The organism is Cellulomonas pasadenensis (genome assembly GCF_047229365.1).
In the GTDB taxonomy this organism is placed as follows: Bacteria; Actinomycetota; Actinomycetes; order Actinomycetales; family Cellulomonadaceae; genus Cellulomonas.
In genome coordinates this window covers 76,961-99,465 of record NZ_JBFTEP010000001.1, presented here as the reverse complement: position 1 = coordinate 99,465, position 22,505 = coordinate 76,961, and the positions used below count along the sequence as shown (strand labels likewise).

The following is a 22,505-nucleotide window of genomic DNA, read 5'->3' as shown; positions in this document are numbered from 1 at the left end:
GCGCCGGTGCGGTGCCCGCCGCGGGGGCCGCGGACGGCTGCGCGCGGCGGTAGGACGACGGCGGGGCGAAGAGCGCCGGTGCCGCGGGGGCGGGTGGCACGAGGTCTGCCGGCGGGGGCGTCGGTGCAGGTCCGGCAACCACGTGCTCGGCAGCCACGTGCTCGGCAGCCGCGCGCTCCGCGGCCACCGGCTCCGCAGCCGTCGGCGTCCCCGACGTCGGCTCCCCGGGCTCGCGCTCGTCGGTCGTCACGGGGTCTCCAGCGTGCTCGTCACCGTCTGCCACCCGCGTCCGATGCGGCCCGCGACCGTGTCGTCGTAGCCGCCCGACGGGAACGCGCCGACGATCGCGTCGACGTCCTCGTCGCCGTCCGTGCCGACGACCTGCACGACCGTCGCCTCGGACTGCCACGCCACGAGCCACGGCTCGGTCGACAGCACGTGCACCTGCCGGCCGCCGACCGTGCGGACCGGGGCGCCCGCGAGCGCGTCGGTGTCGAGGCGGCCCTGCTGCTCGGTCACCACCACCGTGCCGGACGGCGCGGCGAGCTCGACCTCGAGCACGCGCCGGTCGTCGCCGGACCAGCGGATCGCGCGCACGCGCCAGTCGGCGGGCAGCTCCTGCGGGAACGTCCAGCCGTGCGCACGCAGCCACGTGACCGTGTCCTGCGACACCGGGACGGCGTCGGCCTCCGCCGCGCGGCCGTCGACCGCGAGCAGACCCAGCACGGCCGCGGGGTGCGACGAGGGCGCGACGACGGGGCGCGCGCCGAGCGAGAAGAGCACGGCCGCGACGGCGCCGACGCCCGCCACGGACCCGAGCAGCAGCCGGCGCGAGGAGCGCCGTGCGACGACGTCGCCGCGCAGCGCGTGCACCGCGTCCCGCGGGAGGGCCGGTCCGCGCACGCCGGACGTCGGCACCGCGAAGGGGTCCTGCGGCGACGGCGCGGGCGGCACCTGCGGGCACAGGGAGAGCAGGCGTGCGGTGAGGTCGTCGGTGGGGCGGACCTCGTCGGCCGCGGCGAGCGCCCGGCGGGCGGCGCGGGCGGCGGCGGTGCGGCGGGTGCGGGCGGGGGCGTGGGCGTGCCGACGGGGTCGGGGGTGGCCGCCGGCGCGGGCGACGCCGTGACCGGGGGAGGCGCGGTCGTGGCCGTCGGCGCGACGGCCGCCGCGACGGGCACGTCGGGCGTCACCCGTCCCGACGCGACCGCGGTGCCGCCGGCCACCGCTCCCGTCACCAGCACCGCCGCCACGACGCGTCCCACCGTGCCGACACCGGCCAGCACGCCGAGGAGCCCGCCGGACCCGCCGGTCGCGGCGCCCGTGGCGGCGCCTGTCGCGCCAGCCGCCGCGCCACCCGTCGCCCCGCCCGTCGTCCCGCCCGCGACGGCACCTCCCGACGCCCCGCCCGCGACCGCCCCGCCGCCCGCCGCCGCACCCGCCGCGGCGTGCACCGCGCCGCTCTCCGCGAGCCGCGCGCGGAGCGCGGCGAGCACCGGCCCGACGGGGACGAGCGCCATGCCGCTCAGCAGCCGCTCGGGCGCGACGAGGCCGACCCGGACCACGCCGCACTGCGGGCAGCCGCGGGCGTGCCGGGCGACCCGCTTGCGCCACAGCACCGACGGCTGCCCGTCCCACGTGGCGGTGACCTCGGCGAGCGCGGCGCAGGCCGGCGCCGCGGCGAGCGCCCGCACGACGACGCGGGCGGTCTCGAGCTGGCCCTTCGTCCGCTGCACCCGGACGGCGGCGTGCGGGCGCGACACCCCGAGCGCGCGCACGACGTCGTCGCGCGTGAGGTCGCCGGACGCCTCGAGCCACCACAGCGCGAGCACCTCGCGGTCGCCGGCGTCGAGCCACCGCGTGGCCTCCGCGGTCTCCCGGCGCTGCCCGGTCAGCTCCAGCCGGGCGACCGTGACGTCGGTGAAGTCCGGTCCGGGGTCGCGGACGTCGTCGGGCAGCGGCCCGTCGGGCGCGTGGCGCAGCGCACGGTGCCGGTCGCGCACCAGCCGCACGGTGATCGCGACGAGCCAGGACCGGAACGAGGCGGGGTCGCGCAGGTCGCCGAGCCCGCGCAGCGCCCGCAGCATCGTCTCCTGCACGACGTCGTCGACGTCGGCGTGCCCGCCGAGCGCCCGGCCGGCCACCGAGTAGACGAGCGGCAGGTGGTCGGCGACGAGGCGGTCGACCGCCGCCGGGTCGCCGGCGCGCGCGGCGAGCACCGTCGCGGTGCCCGAGGGGTTCGCCATGAGCCTGTGGACCTCTCCGTGGGGGATCAGCGGCGCGGACGCCACGACAGGGAGACGGGCGGGCGGGAGCGGGATAACAGGAAGTGCCGATGGGGCCGGTGGTCACGGTAGCGACCGGGGCGCCGCGTGCGGGTGGGTGCGGGCGGCCGGCACGGATCGACGGGCGGCGACGAGCCAGGGGGGCGACCGTCGGAAAGCGCACTCCGAAACGATTCAAGCCCCTGTGCCCGCCCGCGCCCCGCCCTACCGTCGTCCCGGCCGACCGGTCGCGGACGCCCACCGACGCGCGTCCCGCCCCGTACCGCCGGCCCCGACGAGAGGTGACCGCATGCCGTCCGCCCCGCTCGCCCGACCCGCCCGCCGCCTGCGCACCGCGTCCCTCGCCGCGCTCGCCGCCCTCGCGACCGCCGCGTCGTCGCTCGTCCTCGCCCCGGCGGCCCACGCCGCACCGGGCACCAGCTGCACGGGGTCGACCGTGCACGGCTCCGCCGTCCAGGACGGCGGCACGTGGCGCGCCTACCGCGGCACGCGCGAGCTGTGGTCCGGCTCCGACATGCTCACGGCGATCCAGCGCGCGATCGACGGCCTCGACGCCGGCCGCACCAGCAAGCAGCGCGTCGTCGTCAACGGCAGCGGCACCATGAGCGCGAACGCCCGCATCACGCTGCCGAGCCACACCGCGTTCGAGTCCTGCGGCACGATCCACGTCAGCGGGTCCGGTTCCGGCAACGTCGCCGGCATCTACATGCGCGGCGTCCGCGACATCGAGGTCGCTCGCGTCGCGATGACGGGCACGCCGGTCTACGGCATCTTCGCGCGGAACGTCGACGACCTGCGCCTGCGCGACGTCGACATGCGGCTGTCCGGCGGCGGCATCGGCGTGCGCGTCGACAACCACGGAGACCGCAGCCGGTTCGTGCGCAACATCAGCATCGACCGGGCGTACGTGTCCGGCGCCGGGTCGCACGCGGTCGAGACCTACGGCGTCGACGGCTTCACGCTCGGCACCCTCACCGCGCGGGACGTCCGCGAGTCGGGCCTGCTGCTCAACCAGACGATCAACGCGCGCATCGGCACCGTCGACGCCGTGAACGCCGGCGCCGGCACGGGCTACGCGGCGTTCCGCATCGCCAACCGGGCGGGACGCGTCGGCAGCGCGTACCCGACGAACATCGAGGTCGGCACGGTCCGCGCCAGCGGCGGCGGCCGCGGCATCTTCTGCGTGTCCGAGAGCGGCGGCCTGCGCGTCGGCCGGGTGGAGCTGACGAGCACGGGCAACAACCCGGTGCTCATCGAGAACTGCACCAACGTCAGCCTCGCCACGTCCGGCGGCACCGTCTCCCGCGGCGACGTCCGCCTCGCGGAGCGGTCCGAGTTCCCCGGCAACCGCGACATCACGCTGCAGAACCTCACGCTCACGAACGGCGCCCGCGTCGTCGAGAACCCGTGCGCCGACAACCTCGTCGTGCGGAACGTCAGCGGGCCCGTCTCCCGCTGCTGACGCGGCGGCGGCCGCACCCCTCGGCGGCCGACAGCCCGATGCGACGCCCCGGCCGCACCCCTTCCGCGGCCGGGGCGTCGTGCGCCGGCGCCCGCCCGGACGAACCGGGACGATCTCACCCGCGCCACCCCTGGGCCGCGTGGACCGGCCGCGGGTAGCGTCCCGACCGGCTCATACCGCTCCAGGGCAGGGGGACCCGTTGGCGGACGCGAGGGTGCGGGCGGTCCAGGCGTGGCTGAACGCCACGTACACGGGCGTGGCGGGGTGGAACCCCGTCGCCGTCGACGGCTCCGTCGGGCCGGCGACGGTCGGCGCGCTGGTCCGCGCGCTGCAGGTCGAGCTCGGCATCACGGCGCTGTCGGACGCCTTCGGGCCGACGACGACCGCGCGGCTCGCCGCGCACGGCGACGTCGGGGCGTCGTCCGCGCCGCGCCTGGTGGCGCTGGTGCAGGCCGGGCTGATCTGCAAGGGCTACGACCCGGCCGCCCTCGACGGCGTGTGGGGCGGGAGCACCGGCGAGGCGGCGCGCCGCATGACGACGGACCTCGGGCTCGCGTCCCGGTTCACCGGCGGCATGCCGCCGAAGGTCGTCAAGAGCCTGCTGACGCTCGACCGGTACGAGTTCCGCGCGGGCGGCACGTCCGCCGTCCGGGCCGTGCAGCAGTGGGTGAACGACACGTGGTTCGCGCGTGCGCTCGACCTCCTCCCGTGCGACGGGCGCGTGACGCGGGCGGTGGCGCGGGCGCTGGTGGTGGCCGCGCAGTACGAGTTCGGCCTCTCCGACGCCGACGCCACCGGCACGTTCGGGCCGACGACGCGCGCGCGCCTGGCCGAGCAGGCGGTGGTCCGGCGGGGGGACGTCGACACCGGGACCCGCTGGGTGCGCCTGTTCACCGCGGCGATGCTGGTCAACCGGCGCCCGGTCGCGTTCGCCGGGGAGTTCACGGCGGCGCTCGCCGACGAGGTCGCGACGTTCCAGGCCTTCTCCGCGCTGCCCGCCACGGGCGACGGCGACTACCCGACGTGGGCGCAGCTGCTCGTCAGCACCGGCGACGTGAACCGGCCCGGCACGGCGGTCGACTGCATCACCGAGATCACGCCGGCGCGCGCGGCGACGCTCCTCGCGGCGGGCTACCGCACGGTCGGCCGGTACCTCACCAACGCGGACGTGCCGAACGCGCTGGACAAGCGGCTGCAGCCGGGGGAGGGGGCGACGATCGTCGGCTCCGGCCTGACGCTCTTCCCGATCTACCAGGAGAACGGCGCGAGCCTGTCGAGCTTCACCGAGGCGATCGGCCGGACGCAGGGCGCCCGCGCGCACGCCGCCGCGTGGGACCAGGGGCTGCCGCCGGGCACGACGATCTACTTCGCGGTCGACTACGACGCCGTCCCGGCCGAGGTCCGCTCGGCCGTGCTGCCGTACTTCCGCGGCGTCGCCGCAGCGCTGCGGGACGCGGGCCGCGTGTACGCCGTCGGCGTCTACGGCTCCCGCGAGGTGTGCACCACGGTGACGCGCGAGGTGCTCGCGCGGCACGCGTTCGTCGCCGGCATGTCGACGGGGTGGAGCGGCAACGCCGGCGTGCCGATGCCGGGCAGCTGGGCCTTCACGCAGGTGCAGACGATCACCGTCGGCACCGGCGACGGCGTGATCCAGATCGACAAGAACGCGGCCTCCGGGCGGGACCCGGGGGTGTCGCGGCTGTCGACCGCGGGAGCGGTGACCGATCCCGTGCTCGCGTACCTGACGGTGCTGCACGACGCCGCGGTCGCGCACGTCGCGGGCGGCGGGCTGGGGCGCGCGCACGAGGTCGCCGCGCGGCTCGTCCTGCGCTACCTGCGGCTGCCCGACGAGACGGCGTTCGTGCGTGGGTGGCTCGGCCCCGCGGACGGCCCGTTCACGGCGGTGGCCGACGCGGCGCTGCGCGCGGCCGGGCTGCCCGGCCGCGTCCCGACGCTCACCGACCCCGTGACGTTCGACGACGTCCCGCTCGCGACCTGGGCCGCCGCGGCCGAGTCCGCGCTCGACCGCCCGCCCGGCCTGCGCCGCGGTCAGGCGCACGCCGGGGACCTCGTCGGGTGGGGCGGCGGCCTGGTCGCGCTGGTGGCGGCGTGGTGGCGCGTCGCCGAGGAGAACCCCGACGCCGACCGGTGGACCGCCGAGCACGTCGGCCGCGTCGACGTCCCCGGGCCGCTCGACAACCGCACGCTCGTCGCGCACGTCGACGGGCCGCTGGTGGCCGCCCGCGTACGCGCCGGCGCCGACCTGCTGACCGCGGTGCGCGCGCACTGGACCGGCGGACCGGGCACCGCGGGCGCCGAGCGGCGGTACGGCGACCTGCTCGCCGAGCGGTTCCGCTCCCGCACGGAGACCGTCGAGGGGGCCGCCCTGTCCGTGCTGACCGACCGCGCTCTCGCGCCGGCGCGCGCCGCGCTCGCGCCGGGCACGCCGTGGGACGACGTGCTCCACCCGGACCGCCGGTCGCGGCTGGCGGCGGTCGCGCGCGCGTTCGCGGACGTGCTCGCGCTGCGGGCGGAGGCCGAGCGGTGAGCGCGCCCGCCCGGACGAGGGGGAGTCACGTGATCGCACGACGCACCGTCCTGCAGGTCGGCGCCGGCATCGGCCTGGCCGTCGCCCTGCCGCTCGAGCGCGCCGCCGCCGCGCCGGTCGAGCCGCTGGCGGAGCCGCTCGCGGGTGCGCTGCGCACCGTCCCCGTGGAGGGCAGCGGGCTCCGCGTCCGGCTGCTCGGCGGGGACGCCGCGACCGTCCTCACGCACGTCGCACGGCGCTTCCACTACGAGGTGCGGCCGGTGACGTCTTTCGAGGGGCACCGCCCTGCGCCGGAGGGGGACGACTCGGCGCGCGCGCTGCACCACGCCGCGGGCACGGCGGTGCACGTCGACCCGTCCGCGTACCCCGTGGGCGTCGGCGGCACGCTGCACCCGCACGAGACCACCGCCCTGCGCGCGGTGCTCGCGGACTGCGACGGGCTCGTCGTGTGGGGCGGCGACGACCCGGACGTGCCGTGCGAGGGGCACCTGCGGCTCGCCGTGCCGGCGGACGACCCCGCCGTGCACGCGCTCGCCGAGCGGCTGGCCGCGACGCACGGACGCCCCGCGGAGGCGGCGGACGACGCGACGAGCCCGCAGGCGCTGGCCCGGTCCGAGGGCGTGCGCGCGGCGGGGGCGGCCGGGGCCTGAGCGCCCGCGCCCGACCGGACGGTCAGCGACCGGGGTCGTCCGAGCGGGGCGCGCCGTCGGGCTCGTGCCGCAGCAGGTCGCCGGGCTGGCAGGCCAGCGCGTCGCAGAGCGCCTCGAGGGTGGTGAACCGGACCGCCTTGGCGCGTCCGTTCTTCAGCACCGCGAGGTTGGCGGGCGTGATGCCGACGCGGTCCGCGAGCTCGCCGACCGACATCTTCCGGCGCGCCAGCATGACGTCGATGTCGACGACGATCGGCATCAGATCACCTCGTCGAGCTCGGCGCGCAGCGTGGTGGCGGCGGTGTCCAGCGCGACGGCCTTGGCGAGCAGCGTCCGCAGGATCAGCACGAGCAGGCCGATGCCGAGGAACCCCGCGCCGACGACGCCGAGCATGAGCACGACGCCCGGCGGCACGGCCTCGCCGGGCGCGAGCAGCACGCCGAGGAGCAGGAACAGCAGGCACTCGGCGACGGCGGCCCCGATGACGACGTCGACCCACCGGAACGCGCCCCGCGAGAAGACGGTGTCGCGCCGCACCATCGTCAGCAGCTGCCACACGCACACGAGCGCCACCTGGACGCACGCGACCATGAGGATGCTGATCACCAGCACGGGCACGCGCAGGTGCTCGAGCGCACCCTCCTCCTCGGGGACGTCGGCCAGCACGCTCGGCAGCATGAACGTCTGCAGCAGCAGCGTCCCGGCGAGCACCACCACGACGACCGCCCGCGACGCCCACACGGCGACCTTCCCCAACCCGACCATGACCCCTCCTCCTATCGAGAAACGATAGAAACCTATCGCATGTCAACGCTCCGGTCGATCCGCCTGCGTGCCGGCTCCGCGACCTCGTCACTCCGGTGCCGACCTCGTCACGACTACCTGACGAGGTCGAGGCAGAGGTGACGACGTCGCCGCCGCGCTCCTCCGGCCCGGTGGGTCAGGCCGGAGGTGGGTGGAGGTGGGGGCGGGCTGTCCGCGGGGCGTCCGGGAGCGCGGTGCGGAGCCGGGCCTCGAACGCGTCGACGTGCCGGCGGTCGTGGGCCGTGACCCGCACGACCCGCCATCCGGCGTCCTCGACGGCGAGCTGGCGCCGCCGTTCCCGGCGCAGTGCAGCGACCGCGTCCCGGCCGTCGGTGCCGTACTTCTCGGCGCCGTCGTACTCGATCAGCAGCCGCCACGCGGGGTACCCGATGTCCGCCCAGTACCGACCGCCGCCCGTGTCGACGGGGACCTGCGTCTCGGGCACGGGGTAGCCGAGGCGAAGGACCGTCCAGCGGGTCCACGTCTCCCCGGGCGACTCGGCACCGCCGTCGGCCACTTCGAGCACCGCACGCGCGCGCCGGACGCCGCGGCGGCCACGGGCGGCGTCGAGCAGCGCCAGCATCACGTCGCGGTCGGCGCCGACGTGGAGGGCCGCGTCCGCCACCACCAGCGCTGCGTACGGGTGCAGCACGGTGGCGCAGTCGACCGCCGTCCGCTCCAACGTGGTGACGCGGTAGCCCCGGTGCTCCGTCGTGTGCCTCACCGGCACGTCGACGACGTGCCGCACGACGTCACGCGCACCGTGCGACGTGGGGTTGCTCCTGCCGGCCGTGTGGCTGACCTCCGGCACCACGACGAGCGGGAGACCCCACGCGAGCGCGGCCGACTCGCGCAGCAGCAAGGGTGGCCGCGGCGAGGTGCGGCGCAGCGCCTCCAGCCGCGCCAGCGCCCGACGTCGGTCCGCATCCGGGCCGTCGGAGAGCCACGCCGCGTCGACGTAGACGCCGTGCCGGATCCGTACCCACGTCCCGTGCCGCACCAGCCGCTCGACGTCGGTCCGGGGATGCTGCCCGGCGAGGTGGACGGCGGGCGGCGCGGTCGCGTCGAGCTGCACGGGTGACGGCGGTCCGGGACGGCGAGGCATGCGCCGAGGCTCCCGCACCAGCCCTCTTCCCCGCGGACCCCTGTGGACGACCGCCCGCACACGCCCGCGACCTCGTCACGTCTGCGCCGACCTCGTCAGGAAACCCTGACGAGGTCGGCCTGCATCTGACGAGGTCGGCGAGCGGGTGGCGGGGTCGGGCGGCCGGCGTGGGCGGGACGTGCGACCGCCCGGTCCGCGAGGAGGTGCGGACCGGGCGGTCGGGAGGGGCGGGCTGCCGGTGCGAGTGAGGGGGGCGACCGGCGGCCCGTGTCGGGGCGTCAGCGGGGAGAGCAGATGCCCGTCGGCGTCCAGTTCAGGTTCTGGCTGCCCTTGTAGTAGGTGACGCCGAACGACGAGCTGCCGCTGCCGGTGAAGGTGTTGCCGTTGCGGGTGGCGCCCCAGGCGCTCTGGATCGACTGGCCGGAGTTCGGGTACACCGTGACGCTCCAGTTGCCGGGCGCGGAGACGTTGTAGGTGACGTTGAAGCGGTCGCCCCACTCCTGCGTCTTCGTGGCGGTCGCGGTGCAGCCGCCGCCGGTGTTGCCGCCACCGCCGCCGCCGGTGTTGCCGCCACCGCCGGTGTTGCCGCCGCCGCCGGACGACGTGCCCTCCCACACCGTGATGTTCGACGAGCCGGAGGACTGGTACCCCTCGGTCGCCATGATCATGTAGTAGTGGCTGCCGAGGTTCATGCCGGCCCGGGCCCACGCGTCGAAGTGGTTGCCGGTGGTGATGGTGCCGCCCGTGCGCTTCTGCTGACGGACCGACCAGTACTGGTAGAAGGTCTGCGTCCCGTCGATCGACGGCTGGTTGACGCGCTGCGTGCGGTAGATGTCGTAGGTGCCGCCGTCCGAGGTGACGGTGCCCATGAACGTGCCGGTCGGGCGGTAGGTGCCCCAGTTCTCGACGATGTAGTACTCGACGAGCGGGCCGCGGGTCCACCCGTAGAGGGTCAGGTAGGAGTTGCCGCCGGGGTTGAACGTGCCGGAGTACGACACGGTCTTGCGACCGCCGGGGTTCCAGCCCTTGCCGCCGACCCAGTTGTTGATGCTGTTCCACGACGTGCTGTAGTTCCCGGCGCTGCCGAGGGTCATCGAGACGTTCCCGCGGTCCTTCCAGTACGAGTAGAAGAACCCGTTGTGGGTGCCCTCCCCGTTGGTGTTGATCGTCTGGGCGGCGGCCGGGGTGGCCGAGGCGGCGAGGCCCGCGGCCACGAGGGCGGTGGCGGCGGCGCCGGCGAGGACCGCGCGCAGGGGCCGTCGGGTGCGCGCCCGGGGCGCGGTGAGTGTCGTGCTCATGCGTGTGCACTCCTTAGTGCGTAGGTGGTGCGGATCTGCATGTCGGGTGACCGGTGGTGGGGACCGGTGGAGGGGAGCCGGGACGGGGGCGGCCGTGCGCGCCCCGTCCCGGCGCCCGGTCTGCGGGGGCGTCGGCCGACGGGCGGGTCAGCGGGGCGAGCAGACGCCCGTCGGCGTCCAGCTCAGGTTCTGGCTGCCCTTGTAGTAGGTGACGCCGAACGACGAGCTGCCGCTGCCGGTGAAGGTGGTGCCGTTGCGGGTGGCGCCCCAGGCGCTCTGGATCGACTGGCCGGAGTTCGGGTACACCGTGACGCTCCAGTTGCCCGGCGCGGAGACGTTGTAGGTGACGTTGAAGCGGTCGCCCCACTCCTGCGTCTTCGTGGCCGTCGCTGTGCAGCTGCCGCCACCGCCGTTGGTGGGCGGGGGTGTGGTCGGGGGCGGCGTGGTGGTGCCGCCGCCGGCGGGGGCGACGACCCGGCCGGTGCTCGACGAGATGTGCCCGGTGCAGAGGTTGCGCGAGCGCAGGTCCTGGAGGATGCCGGGCAGCGCCTGGACCGTCGCGGACGGCCAGTCGTGCATGAGGATCGTCTGGCCGTTGGTCAGGCGCGTGGCGGCCTGGCGGATCGACGCGGCGCTCGCGTTGTTCCAGTCGTTGGAGTCGACGTCCCAGGTGACGACGCGCAGACCGAGGGACGACGCGACCGAGCTGACGGTGCCGTTGGACTCGCCGTACGGCGGCCGGAAGACGGTCGGCGTGACGCCGGCGGTCTGCTGGATCGCCTGCTGCGTGCGGGAGAGCTGGGACTGCACCTGCGACTGCGACTGCTGGACGAGGTGCGGGTGGTCCCAGCTGTGGTTGCCGATCTGCAGGCCGGCGTTCTTGTACGCCTGCATGAGGGACGCGTTGTTCTGCGCGTTCTGCCCGGTCGGGAAGACGGTCGCCGTGGCGCCGTACTGGCGCAGCGTGCTGATGATCTGGTTCGTCGTCCCGGCGGTGGGGCCGTCGTCGAACGTCAGGCCGACGTAGCCGGCGGAGCAGGTGGACCCGGTGATGGCGGTCGCGGCGGGGGCCGCGGCGAGCCCGCCGGCCAGCACCGCGGCGGCGGCGGCGGTGCCGAGCACGGCGCGCAGGGGGCCGGATCGGCGCCACCGGGTGCGGGGGCGGGCGAAAGTGTCGGTCATCGTGCACTCCTTCGTGCCGACGGAGGGACGGACGTCTGCCGCGGCGCACCGGCTCGCGGGCGGCGAGTCGGGCGGCGCCGACACGATCCCGTCGGGGCGTGCAGCCGCGTCGAAATCGATATCGCAGCGAGTGTGCAGACCTGCGCGACCGGTGTGAACACCTCGTTACGGTGACGAAAGGTTTAAGTCACCGCGATGCTGCACAACGAGTCGTGCGGGAGCGTGACCACGCCCGGCGACCCCGTCGCGCCCGAAAGTATCGACGCCGCGGTGGCCGCTGGTCGCCTCGTCAGCCCGCGTCCGCGGACGAGCTCCAGCCCGCCGCGTGCAGCCGCTCGACCCCGTCGAGCAGCAGGTCCAGCCCGAACTCGAACTCGAACCGGTCGTCGCACCCCGCGCCGACGACCGACCCGGCGTCGTGCGGCCGGCTCGTCGCGACGGCGACCACGTGCGGGAACGCCGCCGCGAGCTGTGCCGCGACGGACGGGCTCGGCGCGGGTGCGGGGCCGGGCCCCGGCTGGTGCAGCTCCTGCGAGAAGCCGAACGCACCGCTGCCGAGCGCGTGCATCGCGTGGTGCACGAGGTCGACGGACAGCCCGCCGCGCAGCAGCACGGCGATCGTCGCGTCGGTGTACGCGAGCAGGACGGGCGTGGGAGCGGCCTGCGCCTCCAGCACGCGACGGGCCCACGGGTGCCGCAGCATCGCCTCGCGGGCCGCGAGCACGCACGCCCGCAGCGCGTCCTTCCACCCGGCGTCCTTGGGGGGTGGCGCGATGCCGGCGACGACGAGGTCGACCATCCCGTCGAGGAGCTGGTCCTTGTTGGCGACGTGCTTGTAGAGGGCCATCGGCACGACCCCGAGCCGCTCGGCCAGCCGGCGCATGCTCACGGCGTCGAGGCCCTGCTCGTCGGCGAGGTCGACGGCGGTGCGCAGCACGCGCTCGCGGCTGAGGGGTGCGCGTGCGGCGCGCTCGTCCTGCTGGGCCATCCGGGTCACCTCCGCGCTCCGGCCACCCGACATCGTGACGGGTGTACACCGTACATCTAGCCTCCTCAGCATCAGGTGTACGCCGTACACCCTCGGTCTCGGGAGCACCCATGTCCTCGATCCGGCCGCACGCCGTCTCCGCAGGCGTCCTCCTCCTCGTCGCCGCCGCGGCGTCCATCCCCGCGCTGGCGCTGTACCAGCCGGCGCTCGCCGACCCGGACTACGTCCTCGGTGCCGGCGCCGACGGGCAGATCCTGCTCGGCGGGCTCCTCGAGGCGGTCACCGCCGCGGCCGTCGTCGGCACCGGCGTCGCGCTGTACCCGCTGCTGCGCCGCGCCACGCCCGCCGCCGCGGCCGGGTACCTCGCCGGACGCGTGCTCGAGGCCGCGATGATCGCCGTCGGCATGGTCGCCACGCTCGCCCTCGTCACCCTGCGCCAGGAGATCGCCGCGGGCCTCGACCCCGCCGGTGCCGGCGCGGTCGCGCGTGCCCTCGTCGCGGTGCACGACTGGACGTTCCTCGCCGGCCCCGGGCTCGCCATCGGCGTCAACACCGCCCTGCTCGCCTGGGCCGTCCGCCGTGCGGGCCTCGCGCCGCGGTGGATCTCCGCGACCGGCCTCGTCGGTGGACCGCTGGTGCTGGCGTCGTCGACCGCGATCTTCGTCGGCGCGTACCCCCACGCGTCGGTGCCCGGCTTCCTCGCCGCCGTCCCGGTCCTCGTGTGGGAGATGAGCCTGGCCGTGCACCTGCTGCGGGCGGGCCGCAGGACCGCGCGGGACCTGCCGGCCGCCGTCCCCGCGCCGGCCGCCGCGCACGCGTGAGCCATCGCGGTGCCGGTGCCAGTGCCGGTGCCGGGCGGGCGACGTAGCGTCGACGGATGACCCCCGGCGAGCCGCGCCAGGCGCACCGCGCCGAGCGGCTGCGGCTCGCCGTCGAGCGGGACGGCGCGCGCTGCGTGTGGTGCGGGCGCGCCTTCGGCGGCCTGGTCCCGCCGACGCGCGAGCACCTCGTCCCGCGCGCCAGGGGCGGGCCGTCGTGGCTCGAGAACGAGGTGCCCGCGTGCCGGCGGTGCAACGGGCAGCGGGGGCACCGCGCGGTCGTCGAGTGGCTCGAGGAGTGCGAGCGGCGCGGCTGGTCGCCCGACGTCGGCGCGGTCGAGCGGTCGCTGGACGCGCTCGCGCGGGCCATCGCGGAGCGTGGCGGGCAACGCCGGGCGCGCGAGTACGTCGTCGCGCAGCAGCGGCGGCTGCGGCGGCGGCGCGGGGGGCCACGGGACGCCTGACCGGGTGCCGGCGGCAGGGCGGGCACCCGCGGCGACGTCAGGCCGCCGACGCCGCCACGCGCGTCGACGGGTCCTCGCCGATCCGCAGCAACGGGACGCGCTCGACCAGGTGCCCGACCGACCCCAGGCCCCGGCTCGTCGCCCGCAGGGCCGGGCGCACGCGCTGCGGCGCGTACGGCACGACCGCGTCGGCGACGTCCCGCAGCCGGTCGACGACCGACAGGGGCAGCGCCGAGATGACGTTGCCGGGTGGACGGCGCGCCACGACCGGGTGCGCGCGGGTCGGCGCGACCCGCCGCACGACCTCCCACAGCAACCCGAGCCGCACCAGCTGCCCCCGGTCGGTGACGGCCTGCAGCCGGGGGAACAGCTCGTCCTCCTCGTCGCGGACGTCCTCGCGCAGCACGGCGGCGAGCCGGTCGAGCAGCGGGCCGCGCGCGGGGTCGTCCGGGGGCGTCCGCTCCAGGCGCGTGACGATCTCGTTGACCTCCTGGTGCTCGCGCTCGACCTCGAGCGTGAGGGCCTCACCGTCGGGCAGGACGCGCCGCATGAGCGGCCACAGCACCGACTCCTCGGCGAACGCGTGGGGGAACACCAGGCGGTACAGGCGCAGCAGCACCTGCTGCTGGCGCTCGCCGGTGGCGCCGTCGAGGTCGTGCAGCAGCCGGTCGAGGTGGACGTGGTCCGCGCGCTGCCGGGACAGGACGCTGAGCCGCCCGCCGAGCTCCGCGACGCTCTGGTCGGCGATGGACGCGTGCATGGCTCCTCCTGCTGCCGGGGGCGACCACGCTAGGTCGGGGCCCGTGGTGGGGCCCGGCGAGGCGCGGTCCCGGTGCGCGCGCCTCACGCGGACCCGTCGGCCGGCACGCCCGCCCAGCGGAGCACCCGCAGAGCGCGCAGCGTCAGCCACCGGCTCGGCGCGCCGACGCGCTCGCCGAGGTCGACGAGGAGGCGGTCGTGGTGGGCGACGTCGGGCGCCCACCGGCCGTCCGACCCCCGGCGGGCGACGAGGACGTCGAGCGCCTCCTGCGCGCGCTCGTCCGGGGCGGGCCGGGTCAGGCGCAGGTGGTCGAGCGCGCGGCCGACGTCGTAGCGCCAGCCGTTCGGCCAGGCGAGCCGCAGCCAGCGGTCCTGGCCGACCGTCCCGTCGGAGCGGCGCCGGAACAGGTGGCGGTCCAGCAGGTACTCCTCCCCGCGGACGCGCGCGTCGGTCACCGCGGCGTCGGGCCCGACCGACCGCTCGTGCTCCCACAGGCCCTCGAGGACGTTGATGGTCGTGTCGAACGACCCCCGCGTCGACCCGTCCTCCTGCTCGCAGTTCCACCCGCCGTCCGCCATCTGCTCCCCGAGCAGCCGGTCGACGACGCCGCGCACGTCCTGCCCGAAGTACGCGCCGATCGCGACCGTGCGGCCGTTGATGCACGGCTCGACCTCCCCCTCGAAGAACCGCAGGGTCGGGTCGTACTCCCACCGGGCCGCCTCGTGCACGGGCGCGAGGGCGCGCCGCGCCTCGGGGCTCGCCGGGTCGAGGCCGAGGTCGCGCAGCAGCCGGAGCGTCGCCTCGGTCGACACCCACTCGGGGAAGAACGTGCCGCCGCTCCACCGCCCGTCGGGGTCCTGGGCGGCGAGCAGCTGCGCGCCCCAGCCCTCGTGCGCGACGCGGGCGCGCTCGCGCGCGACCTCGTCGGCGGGGGCGTCGGTCAGGTCCCGCAGCACCTGCCAGCGCAGTGCCGGGTCGGAGTCGAGCAGCCACGCGAGGACGTCCATCCTGCCGATCGTCCTCCGGGTGGGACGGACGTCAAGGGGCGGCCGGCACCCGGTCAGCCGCCCGTGGTGAACGTGCGCACGGGACCCACCGTGCGACCGTGCGCGTTCTCCGCGACGACGCGGTAGCGGTACGTCGTGCGGCGCGACAGGCCGGACACGGTCTGCTCCTCGCCGCGCTCGTACCCGGCGGCGCCGAGCGACAGCGTCGGCGTGCGGCGGCCGGTGCCCGACTGCCCCCACTCGATCCAGGCGGTCGTCGCGACCCCGTTCGGGTGGACGCGCAGCTTGAGGTCCGCGGACGTCGCGGAGACCGACGCCGGCCCGACGGAGCGGACCGTCGGGGGCCCGGGCGCCACCCAGGAGTCCTCGCGCGTCGCGGAGCCCGCCTTCGTGGTGACGGTGACGGTCCAGCGGTACGCCGTGCCGGGCCGCAGGCCGCGCGGGCGGACCGTGCGGATCTCCTGCGGCCCGTCCTTCGCGACGGCCTGGAGCGTGCTGCTGCCCACGCGGGCCGAGCCGGCGAACCACTGGAAGCGCACGGACCCGGCGACGCCGCGCGTGTCGACCCACGCGTACAGGTCGGCCGCCGTCGTCGTGACGTCCCGCTCCTGCACGCCGGTGACCACGGGGGCCGCCGCGACGGAGACGGTGCGGACGTCGGTGGCCGTCCGGCCGCCCGAGTCCGTGACGCGCAGCGTGGGCGTGAACGTGCCGACGCCGTACGTGTGCGTGAGCGACGCCGGCGGACGACCCGTGCCGGAGCGCCTCGTGCCGTCGCCGAGGTCGAGCGACCACGACTGCACGCCGCGTCCCGTCGCGGACCGGGCGCCGGCGCTGCGGTCGCCCGAGAGCTCGACCGTGAGCGAGCCCGCGCCCTGCGTGCGCGACGCCTCGAGCCACGCGGACGGGCGCGGCCGCAGCTCGGGGGCCGCCGCGAGCTCGCGGTACGCGTCGGCGGCGGCGCCCGACCCGAGCCGCCAGTCGCACGTGCCGGCGGTGTCGAAGTAGGAGACGACCTCGAGGTCCGTCCACGTGGCGAAGTACGCGAAGGCGTCCCGCAGCCACCGGGCCCGGCGTCCGGGGTCGTCCGGGTCCTCGACGGAGCCCCACTCGGCGAGCACCACGGGCTTGCCGTGGTTCGCCGCGAACGTCCGCAGCCCCGACGCGACCCGTTCCAGCGGACGCCACTGCGTCGTGCTGCCCTCGCGGCAGCCGAACCAGTTGTAGATCGCGGACCCGATGCGGTCGACCACGTCGTCGCCCGGGTAGAAGCCCTTGGCGGTCGGGTCGCCGTTCGGCTTCGTCAGGGCGCCCGCCGACGGCAGCCACGTCCACAGCACGGTGGTGACGCCCTCGTCGCGGAACACCTCCACGTAGTGGCGCCACGCGGCGACGTACTCGGCCGGCGTGCCCCACGCGGAGCCCGCGAGGTCGGGCTCGTGGTGCAGCGTCAGGTAGACCGCCGGGCCGAGCTGCTTCACCTGGCGCGCGTGCGACCGGATGCGCTCGTCGACGCCGCCGCTCGCGATGGTCGACCAGCGCACCACCGACCCGTCGCCCCGGCGGGGCAGCACCGACAGCATCGGCACGCGCCCGCGCTGGACCGTGGTCGTGGTGCCCGGCGCCTGCAGGTCCTCGTCCCAGCGGACGTACACCCGCTGGGCGTCGAGCCGGCGGTCGAGCCGGTCCTCGGCGGCCTGCGTGGCCTGCTCCGTGCTGGGCCGGTCGCCGCGGCTCACGAACTGGCCGAGCATCGTGGTGCCGCGCGCGACGAGGCGGGACTCGGCGCCGGTCGTGGTGGCGCCGGTGGTGGCGTCGATCCCGGGGGCGTCGGTGCTGCCGTCGGGGGCGCCGTCGAGGGAGCGGTCGGCGAGGGGGTCGGGGAGGGTAGCGGGGCCGGCGGGGGACGACGCCGTGGGTGCGGCCGTGGGGGGCGCGGCGGTGGTGGCCGCGGGGTCCGGCGCCGCGGGCGGTGCGAGGGTGGCCGTCGGGTCGGCGGTGCCCGTCGGTGCGGGCGTCGGCGCGGTCGTCCCGGCGGCCGTCGTCGTGTCGTGCGGGGCGGCCGCGACTGCGGAGGTGCCCGCCAGGACGACGGCGGTGAGCGCCGCGGCAACGGCGGCGAGCCGACGGGGGAGCCGCGGCCGGCGGGCCGGGCGCGGGGCGAGGCGGTGTGCGGGCACGGTGTTCTCCACGTCCGACGGTCAGGGCGGCGACGAGGATCGGCGCCCGGTGCCGGGCGCGCGCCGAGCGGGCCGCCCGGGTGGGGCGGGGTCGTCGTCGCGTCCCACAGGAGACCGCACGTTCACCCGATCGGACCAATGTGTCTCACCCGGTGGAGCGGTCGGTGGACGCGGTGACAGCCGCCGGTGCGTCGCCGCCGACCCGGCGACGGCCGGGTCGGCGGCCGGGTCGGTCGGGAGCCGCCGGCGAGGGCCGTCGGCTGGGGGTGCCGGGGTGTCGGTGCCCGGGTCTACGGTCGCCGCATCGGGTCCGGGCCGTCGCCGGGCGCTCGTCGGAGGAGGCCTCGTGACCACGTTCGGACGGTCGGACGACCTGCGCGGTGCGGAGTTCGTCGGCGTCGACCTGCGCGGTGCCCGGTTCCGTGGGGCGGACCTGTCGGGCGTCGTGATGCGCGGCGTCGACATCGCCGGCGCCGAGATCGAGTCCCCGTGGCTCCTGGAGGGCGGCACGCTGCTGGTCGACGGCGTCGACGTCGCCCCGCTGGTCGACGCGGAGCTGGACCGCCGGTTCCCCGGCCGTGCCCTGCGGCGGGCCGACGACCCGGAGGGGTTGCGCTCCGCCTGGGCCGCGCTGCAGGCGGCGTGGGACGCCGCCGTCGCGCGCGCGGCCGCGATGCCGGCCGGCACCGTGGACGTCTCCGTCGGCGGGGAGTGGTCGTTCGCGCAGACGCTGCGGCACCTCGTCATGGCCACCGACACGTGGCTGCGCGGGGCGGTCCTCGAGGTCGAGGCGCCGTACCACCCGATCGGGCAGCCGAACGACGAGTACGCGCTCGACGGGTACGACCCGTCGGTGTTCGCGCCCGGCACGCCCGCGTACGCCGACGTGCTGGCGGTGCGGGCGGGACGCGTCGCGATGGTCGGCGACTTCCTCACGAGCGTCACCCCCGAGGAGCTCGCCGCGCCGCGTCGCAACCCGTGGGCCCCGCAGGTGCAGGAGACGACGCTGTCCTGCGTCCGCACGATCCTCGAGGAGGAGTGGGAGCACCTGCGCTACGCGCTGCGCGACCTGGACGCGATCGAGGCGGGGGCCGTGGGTTGACGCCACCCGCGGCGCGTCAGCGTGCGGCGTCCGCCGTCGCTTCGTCCCCGCCGTCACCGACGTCCCGCCCCGCGACGGCGGCAACGGTCCGCCGGACCGCCGCGAGGAGCTGGCCGAGGCCGGGCTCCTCGACGGGGAAGTGGCCGCACCGGTCCAGCAGCACGACCTCGGTCGGCGCCGCCACCCGGTCCAGGAAGCGCCGGCTCAGCGCGACCGGGGTCCAGCGGTCCTCCGCGGGGTGCGTCAGGACCAGCGGCGTCCGCGCCCGCTCCGGCTCCACCGCGAGCCTCAGCTCGAGGAACGACCGCATCCACCCGAGCGGCACCCGGCCGCCCCCGCCCCGCGGGTCGCCCAGGACGGCGCGGACCACGGACGGGTCGTTGGCGACGTGCCCCATGTCGGCGACCCAGCGCACGGGCACTCGGACGGACGCGAGCGGCCCGGCCAGCAGCCGCAGCGCCGGGCCGGCGACCCGCCCCATGAGCGGGTGCCACGTCAGGCGCGCCCGGACCGCCGCGTCCCCCGGGTCGAGCAGGCACGTGGCGACGACCGCCGCGGCGAGGCCGGTCACCTCCGCCGCCTCGTAGGCGAGCAGTCCGCCCATGCTGGCGCCCATGAGGACGAGCGGCCGGTCGTCGTCCTCGGCGCGGAGCAGGTCCGCCGTCATCCGCTGCCAGTGCCCGTACCGGACACGGCTGTCGCGTGCCCGCGTCTTCCCGTACCCGGGCAGGTCGGGGACGGTGACGTGCACGCCGAGCGCGGACACGTGCTCGGCGACGGGGCGCAGCGCGGCGGCGTTGCCGCCCGCACCGTGGAGCAGGACGACCCGGACGCGCGCGTCGGGATCGCCGAGGCGCAGCAGGTGCACGTCCACGTCGTCCCACCGCCAGACGGACGAGGACACGGGTGGGCGGACGGAGGGCGGACGGACCAGGCCCGCGTACCGGTCGGGTCCCATCGCCTCACCGTAGCGGGGCGGTCGCGCGCTCCGGCGGGACGGTGCGGGGGCGTCCGCGCCGCCGGCCTGGCCACCAATCGTTTCAGGTCGCTCCCGGCGCCCGCGGTGCTGCGTAGGTTGCGAGGCCTCGCACGTCACGTCACGTCCCAGGGGGCAGCGCATGAACAGGATCAGGACGACTCTCACGGCGGGCCTGCTGGCCGCGTCGGTGCTGGCCGCGGTGCCGGCCGCGACGGCGGCGTCGCCGGACGGCCGGTTCGGCCACCCCGGCGGCCCCGGCCACCACGGGCAGCGCGGCCCGTGCGACCGCCTCGACGCGCTCTTCTGCGAGGACTTCGAGGGGCAGCCGCTCGGCGGCGCGTCGAGCCTCGACTGGGGCGTCGTCACCCGCCACGGCACGCTGCAGGTGGAGCGCGCCGGCCGCACCGGCAGGGCGCTGCACGTGCACACCGAGGACAACGGCATGGCGTTCCTCCAGGTGCACGACTTCGCGGCACCGGGCGAGAGCTTCTGGGGACGGCTGCGGCTGAAGGTCGACGACTTCCCGACCGCGCCGGACTGGGCGCACTTCACGCTCGTCGAGGTGACGGGCTCGGGCAGCCCCGAGATCGTCCGGCCGCTGGGCGGGCAGTTCGCGCCGACCGTCGGCCCGGACGCGACGTTCTGGGGCGTCGGCGCGGACGGCGGACCGACCGGCGACTGGACGCGCTGGCAGGAGTCCGCGCCGACCGTCGAGGACCGGTGGCAGTGCGTCGAGTTCGAGTGGTCCGCGCCGGACGACCGCGTCTCGGTGTGGTTCGACGGCGTCGCGCAGCCCGACCTGACGGTCACCGGCACGGACCACGGCGGGGCGGACACGGACTTCGTCCTGCCCGTCGCGGACACGATCAAGGTCGGCTGGCAGCTCTACCAGGGCGGGACGACGCCGGAGCGGTTCGACGTGTGGATGGACGACATCACGTTCGACACCGAGCGGGTCGGCTGCCGGTAGCCGTCGGGTGCGGCGAGGTGTCCGCAGGCGGATCCGGCCGGTGCGCAGCAGGATGACCAGGACGTCGACCCCGACCGAGAGGTGAGCACACCCATGGAGCACTGGACGATCGCGACCGTCGCCGAGCAGAGCGCGGACTTCCGGCGGGTGCTGTGGACCGGGCAGCACACGCAGCTCGTCGTCATGACGATCCCGCCGGGCGGTGAGATCGGCGAGGAGGTCCACGAGGACATCGACCAGATCCTCACGTTCGTCTCCGGGACGGGGAAGGCGATCGTCTCCGGGCGGGAGAAGAACGTCGCGCAGGGCGACCTCGTCGTCGTCCCGGCGGGCAAGAAGCACAACTTCGTCAACACGGGCGAGAACCCGCTGATCCTCTACACGGTCTACGGCCCGCCGGAGCACGCCGACGGCGCCGTGCACGCCACGAAGGAGGAGGCGGACGCCGCCGAGGAGTCCGGCGAGGACGAGCCGCCGACGGAGTGAGCACCCCCTGACGGCCCGCGGGTCCGTCGTCCCACGTCGTCGCCGACGGCCGGGGCGGCGGACCCGTCGCCGCGGCGCGGTGGTGCGACGCGGCGAGGAGCCGGCGGCCTCTCACGACCAGTCGGTCGCCAGGAACCCGAACGCGCCACCGCGCGGGAGGGCGGTCAGCGGCGAGGACCGCACCGCTCCGCCCTCGGCCAGGTGGCGGCCCTGCGCCGCGAGCCGGGGGATCGCACGCCCGGGATCGCGCGGGCCGTGCCGCTCCAGCACGGCGGCCAGGGCCCGGAACAGCTCGGCCGACTGGCTCGCGTCGTGGCCCTTCTGCACGCGGATCAGCGGCACGACGGCCCGGTGCCAGCCGTTGAGGCGCTCGAGCGAGAGGTCGACGCCCGTGCGGTGCACCTCGAGGTCGACGTAGGCGCGCCGTTCCGCGACGACCGGGCGGACGGTCCACGTGCGGCGCGCGGGGGTGAGCAGGCCGCCGGCCACGTCGAGGGTGCCCGCGACCTCGCCCCCCGATGCGGCGTCGAGGACCAGGAGGACGAGCGCGTCGCCACCGGCGGGGGAGCGGGGCACGCGCAGTCCTCCCGTCCGGGGCCCGTCGCCGGGCCCTCCGGCGCAGAAGGTAGCCGACGTCCCGCCCGCCGGGTGCCGCGGGCGCGCCCCGGCCGCGGCACGCGTCGTCCCCTGGACCGATCCCCGCGGGGACCGCCGGCTCCTACGGTGACCTCATGATCGTGGCCGAGGACGTCCTGCTGCTGCTGACCGACGACGTGACCGGGAAGGCGGTCCTGGACGGCACGCGACGTGACATCGCCGTCGCGGGCGCCGTCATCGCGGAGCTCGCGACGGAGGGCCGGCTGGCCGCGCAGAGGTCGCCGGGCCTGTTCGGCCGCACGACCCTCGAGGTCGTCGACCCGACGCCGCTCGGCGAGGAGGTCCTCGACGAGGCGCTGCGCCGCGCGGCGGCCCGCGGCGCAGCGTCGCCGACGGCGGTGCTCGACCACATCCGCAAGGGCCTGCGCGAGCGCCTCTACGAGCGGCTCGTCGCGCGCGGGCTGCTCCGCGCCGACCACGGCCGTGTGTTGGGCATCTTCCCGACGACGTCGTGGCCGGCCGTCGACGCGTCGCACGAGGCCGCGGTGCGCCGCGGCCTGCACGAGGTGCTGGTCGCGGGACGCGCGCCCACCGCGCGTGAGGCGTCGCTCGTCGCGCTGCTGTCCGCCGTCGACGCGGTGCCGAAGGTCCTGCGGGGCACAGGCGTGCCGAACCGCGAGCTCAGGGCCCGCGCGAAGGCCGTCGCCGCGGGCGACGTCGGCGGCGAGGCGGCGCGCAAGGCGGTCGAGGCGGTCGAGGCGGCGGTCGTCGCCGCCGTGGTGGCCGGCGGGGCGGCGGCCGGCGCGTCCGCCGGCTGACCGTC

At 76.6% G+C, this 22,505-nt stretch carries 21 protein-coding genes and 2 pseudogenes; 9 read left to right on the top strand and 14 right to left on the bottom strand.

The genetic code is table 11. From position 1 onward, the window contains the following. The 3 genes and pseudogenes from AB6N23_RS00545 to AB6N23_RS00535 form a co-directional block, all read right to left on the bottom strand. A pseudogene (locus AB6N23_RS00545) lies at positions 1-250 on the bottom strand (dihydrolipoamide succinyltransferase); the annotation flags it as partial. Then, a complete protein-coding gene (locus AB6N23_RS00540; RefSeq protein WP_412863750.1) occupies positions 247-918 on the bottom strand; it encodes a zf-HC2 domain-containing protein in 672 nt (223 codons plus the stop codon). The gene AB6N23_RS00540 and the pseudogene AB6N23_RS00545, both read right to left, overlap by 4 nt. A gap of 797 nt (positions 919-1,715) precedes the next feature. Beyond that, positions 1,716-2,243, bottom strand: a pseudogene (locus AB6N23_RS00535) (RNA polymerase sigma factor); the annotation flags it as partial. 328 nt (positions 2,244-2,571) lie between these two features. On the opposite strand from AB6N23_RS00535, the gene AB6N23_RS00530 reads away from it, so the two are divergent. From AB6N23_RS00530 to AB6N23_RS00520, 3 genes are all read left to right on the top strand, one after another. Beyond that, positions 2,572-3,744, top strand: coding sequence for a hypothetical protein (locus tag AB6N23_RS00530; protein WP_412863746.1), 1,173 nt, complete (start codon positions 2,572-2,574; stop codon positions 3,742-3,744). Positions 3,745-3,943: 199 nt separating this feature from the next. Then, positions 3,944-6,292 (top strand): glycoside hydrolase domain-containing protein, encoded by a 2,349-nt coding sequence (locus tag AB6N23_RS00525; protein ID WP_412863744.1) that lies wholly within the window; start codon positions 3,944-3,946, stop codon positions 6,290-6,292. 29 nt (positions 6,293-6,321) lie between these two features. Next, complete coding sequence (locus AB6N23_RS00520; protein WP_412863742.1) at positions 6,322-6,942, top strand: hypothetical protein; 621 nt, start codon at positions 6,322-6,324, stop codon at positions 6,940-6,942. A 22-nt stretch (positions 6,943-6,964) separates the two neighbouring features. Here AB6N23_RS00520 and AB6N23_RS00515 read toward each other — a convergent pair whose 3' ends face one another. From AB6N23_RS00515 to AB6N23_RS00490, 6 genes are all read right to left on the bottom strand, one after another. Further along, on the bottom strand, positions 6,965-7,201 hold the full coding sequence (locus tag AB6N23_RS00515; RefSeq protein ID WP_412863740.1) for a helix-turn-helix domain-containing protein: 237 nt from the start codon (positions 7,199-7,201) through the stop codon (positions 6,965-6,967). Beyond that, positions 7,201-7,707 carry a DUF2975 domain-containing protein gene (locus AB6N23_RS00510; protein ID WP_412863738.1) on the bottom strand — a complete coding sequence of 169 codons (507 nt, stop codon included), beginning with the start codon at positions 7,705-7,707 and terminating at the stop codon, positions 7,201-7,203. Before AB6N23_RS00510 ends, AB6N23_RS00515 begins: the two co-directional genes overlap by 1 nt. Positions 7,708-7,882: 175 nt before the next feature. After that, positions 7,883-8,851, bottom strand: a complete 969-nt coding sequence (locus AB6N23_RS00505; protein WP_412863737.1) for a hypothetical protein — start codon at positions 8,849-8,851, stop codon at positions 7,883-7,885. 278 nt (positions 8,852-9,129) lie between these two features. Then, a complete protein-coding gene (locus tag AB6N23_RS00500; protein ID WP_412863735.1) occupies positions 9,130-10,149 on the bottom strand; it encodes a glycoside hydrolase family 11 protein in 1,020 nt (339 codons plus the stop codon). A 147-nt stretch (positions 10,150-10,296) separates the two neighbouring features. Next, positions 10,297-11,331, bottom strand: coding sequence for a polysaccharide deacetylase family protein (locus AB6N23_RS00495; protein ID WP_412863733.1), 1,035 nt, complete (start codon positions 11,329-11,331; stop codon positions 10,297-10,299). Positions 11,332-11,620: 289 nt separating this feature from the next. Further along, the gene (locus tag AB6N23_RS00490; protein WP_412863731.1) at positions 11,621-12,319 is read right to left on the bottom strand and encodes a TetR/AcrR family transcriptional regulator; all 699 of its coding nucleotides are present in this window, start codon (positions 12,317-12,319) and stop codon (positions 11,621-11,623) included. A gap of 110 nt (positions 12,320-12,429) precedes the next feature. On the opposite strand from AB6N23_RS00490, the gene AB6N23_RS00485 reads away from it, so the two are divergent. Further along, positions 12,430-13,140, top strand: coding sequence for a DUF4386 domain-containing protein (locus AB6N23_RS00485; protein ID WP_412863729.1), 711 nt, complete (start codon positions 12,430-12,432; stop codon positions 13,138-13,140). 56 nt (positions 13,141-13,196) lie between these two features. Beyond that, positions 13,197-13,601 (top strand): HNH endonuclease, encoded by a 405-nt coding sequence (locus AB6N23_RS00480; protein ID WP_412863727.1) that lies wholly within the window; start codon positions 13,197-13,199, stop codon positions 13,599-13,601. Positions 13,602-13,638: 37 nt separating this feature from the next. Here AB6N23_RS00480 and AB6N23_RS00475 read toward each other — a convergent pair whose 3' ends face one another. The 3 genes from AB6N23_RS00475 to AB6N23_RS00465 all read right to left on the bottom strand — a co-directional run bounded on the left by AB6N23_RS00475 (position 13,639) and on the right by AB6N23_RS00465 (position 17,548). Further along, positions 13,639-14,361, bottom strand: coding sequence for a hemerythrin domain-containing protein (locus tag AB6N23_RS00475; protein WP_412863725.1), 723 nt, complete (start codon positions 14,359-14,361; stop codon positions 13,639-13,641). Positions 14,362-14,444: 83 nt separating this feature from the next. Next, entirely contained in the window at positions 14,445-15,368 is a 924-nt protein-coding gene (locus AB6N23_RS00470; RefSeq protein ID WP_412863723.1) for a hypothetical protein, read from the bottom strand. 53 nt (positions 15,369-15,421) lie between these two features. Then, positions 15,422-17,548 carry a hypothetical protein gene (locus AB6N23_RS00465; protein ID WP_412863721.1) on the bottom strand — a complete coding sequence of 709 codons (2,127 nt, stop codon included), beginning with the start codon at positions 17,546-17,548 and terminating at the stop codon, positions 15,422-15,424. A 346-nt stretch (positions 17,549-17,894) separates the two neighbouring features. Between AB6N23_RS00465 and AB6N23_RS00460 the strand changes: the two genes are divergently transcribed. Next, positions 17,895-18,650: a DinB family protein gene (locus AB6N23_RS00460; protein WP_412863719.1), complete on the top strand. Its 756-nt coding sequence runs from the start codon at positions 17,895-17,897 to the stop codon at positions 18,648-18,650. Positions 18,651-18,666: 16 nt separating this feature from the next. Here AB6N23_RS00460 and AB6N23_RS00455 read toward each other — a convergent pair whose 3' ends face one another. Beyond that, positions 18,667-19,608, bottom strand: coding sequence for an alpha/beta hydrolase (locus AB6N23_RS00455; RefSeq protein WP_412863717.1), 942 nt, complete (start codon positions 19,606-19,608; stop codon positions 18,667-18,669). A gap of 160 nt (positions 19,609-19,768) precedes the next feature. On the opposite strand from AB6N23_RS00455, the gene AB6N23_RS00450 reads away from it, so the two are divergent. After that, complete coding sequence (locus tag AB6N23_RS00450) at positions 19,769-20,599, top strand: hypothetical protein (protein ID WP_412863715.1); 831 nt, start codon at positions 19,769-19,771, stop codon at positions 20,597-20,599. A 93-nt stretch (positions 20,600-20,692) separates the two neighbouring features. Then, a complete protein-coding gene (locus AB6N23_RS00445; RefSeq protein WP_378202688.1) occupies positions 20,693-21,085 on the top strand; it encodes a cupin domain-containing protein in 393 nt (130 codons plus the stop codon). 111 nt (positions 21,086-21,196) lie between these two features. On the opposite strand, the gene AB6N23_RS00440 is transcribed toward AB6N23_RS00445, so the two are convergent. Continuing rightward, the gene (locus AB6N23_RS00440) at positions 21,197-21,661 is read right to left on the bottom strand and encodes a hypothetical protein (RefSeq protein ID WP_412863713.1); all 465 of its coding nucleotides are present in this window, start codon (positions 21,659-21,661) and stop codon (positions 21,197-21,199) included. Positions 21,662-21,816: 155 nt separating this feature from the next. Between AB6N23_RS00440 and AB6N23_RS00435 the strand changes: the two genes are divergently transcribed. Beyond that, on the top strand, positions 21,817-22,500 hold the full coding sequence (locus tag AB6N23_RS00435) for a GOLPH3/VPS74 family protein (protein WP_412863711.1): 684 nt from the start codon (positions 21,817-21,819) through the stop codon (positions 22,498-22,500). The last annotated feature ends 5 nt before the right edge of the window (positions 22,501-22,505 follow it).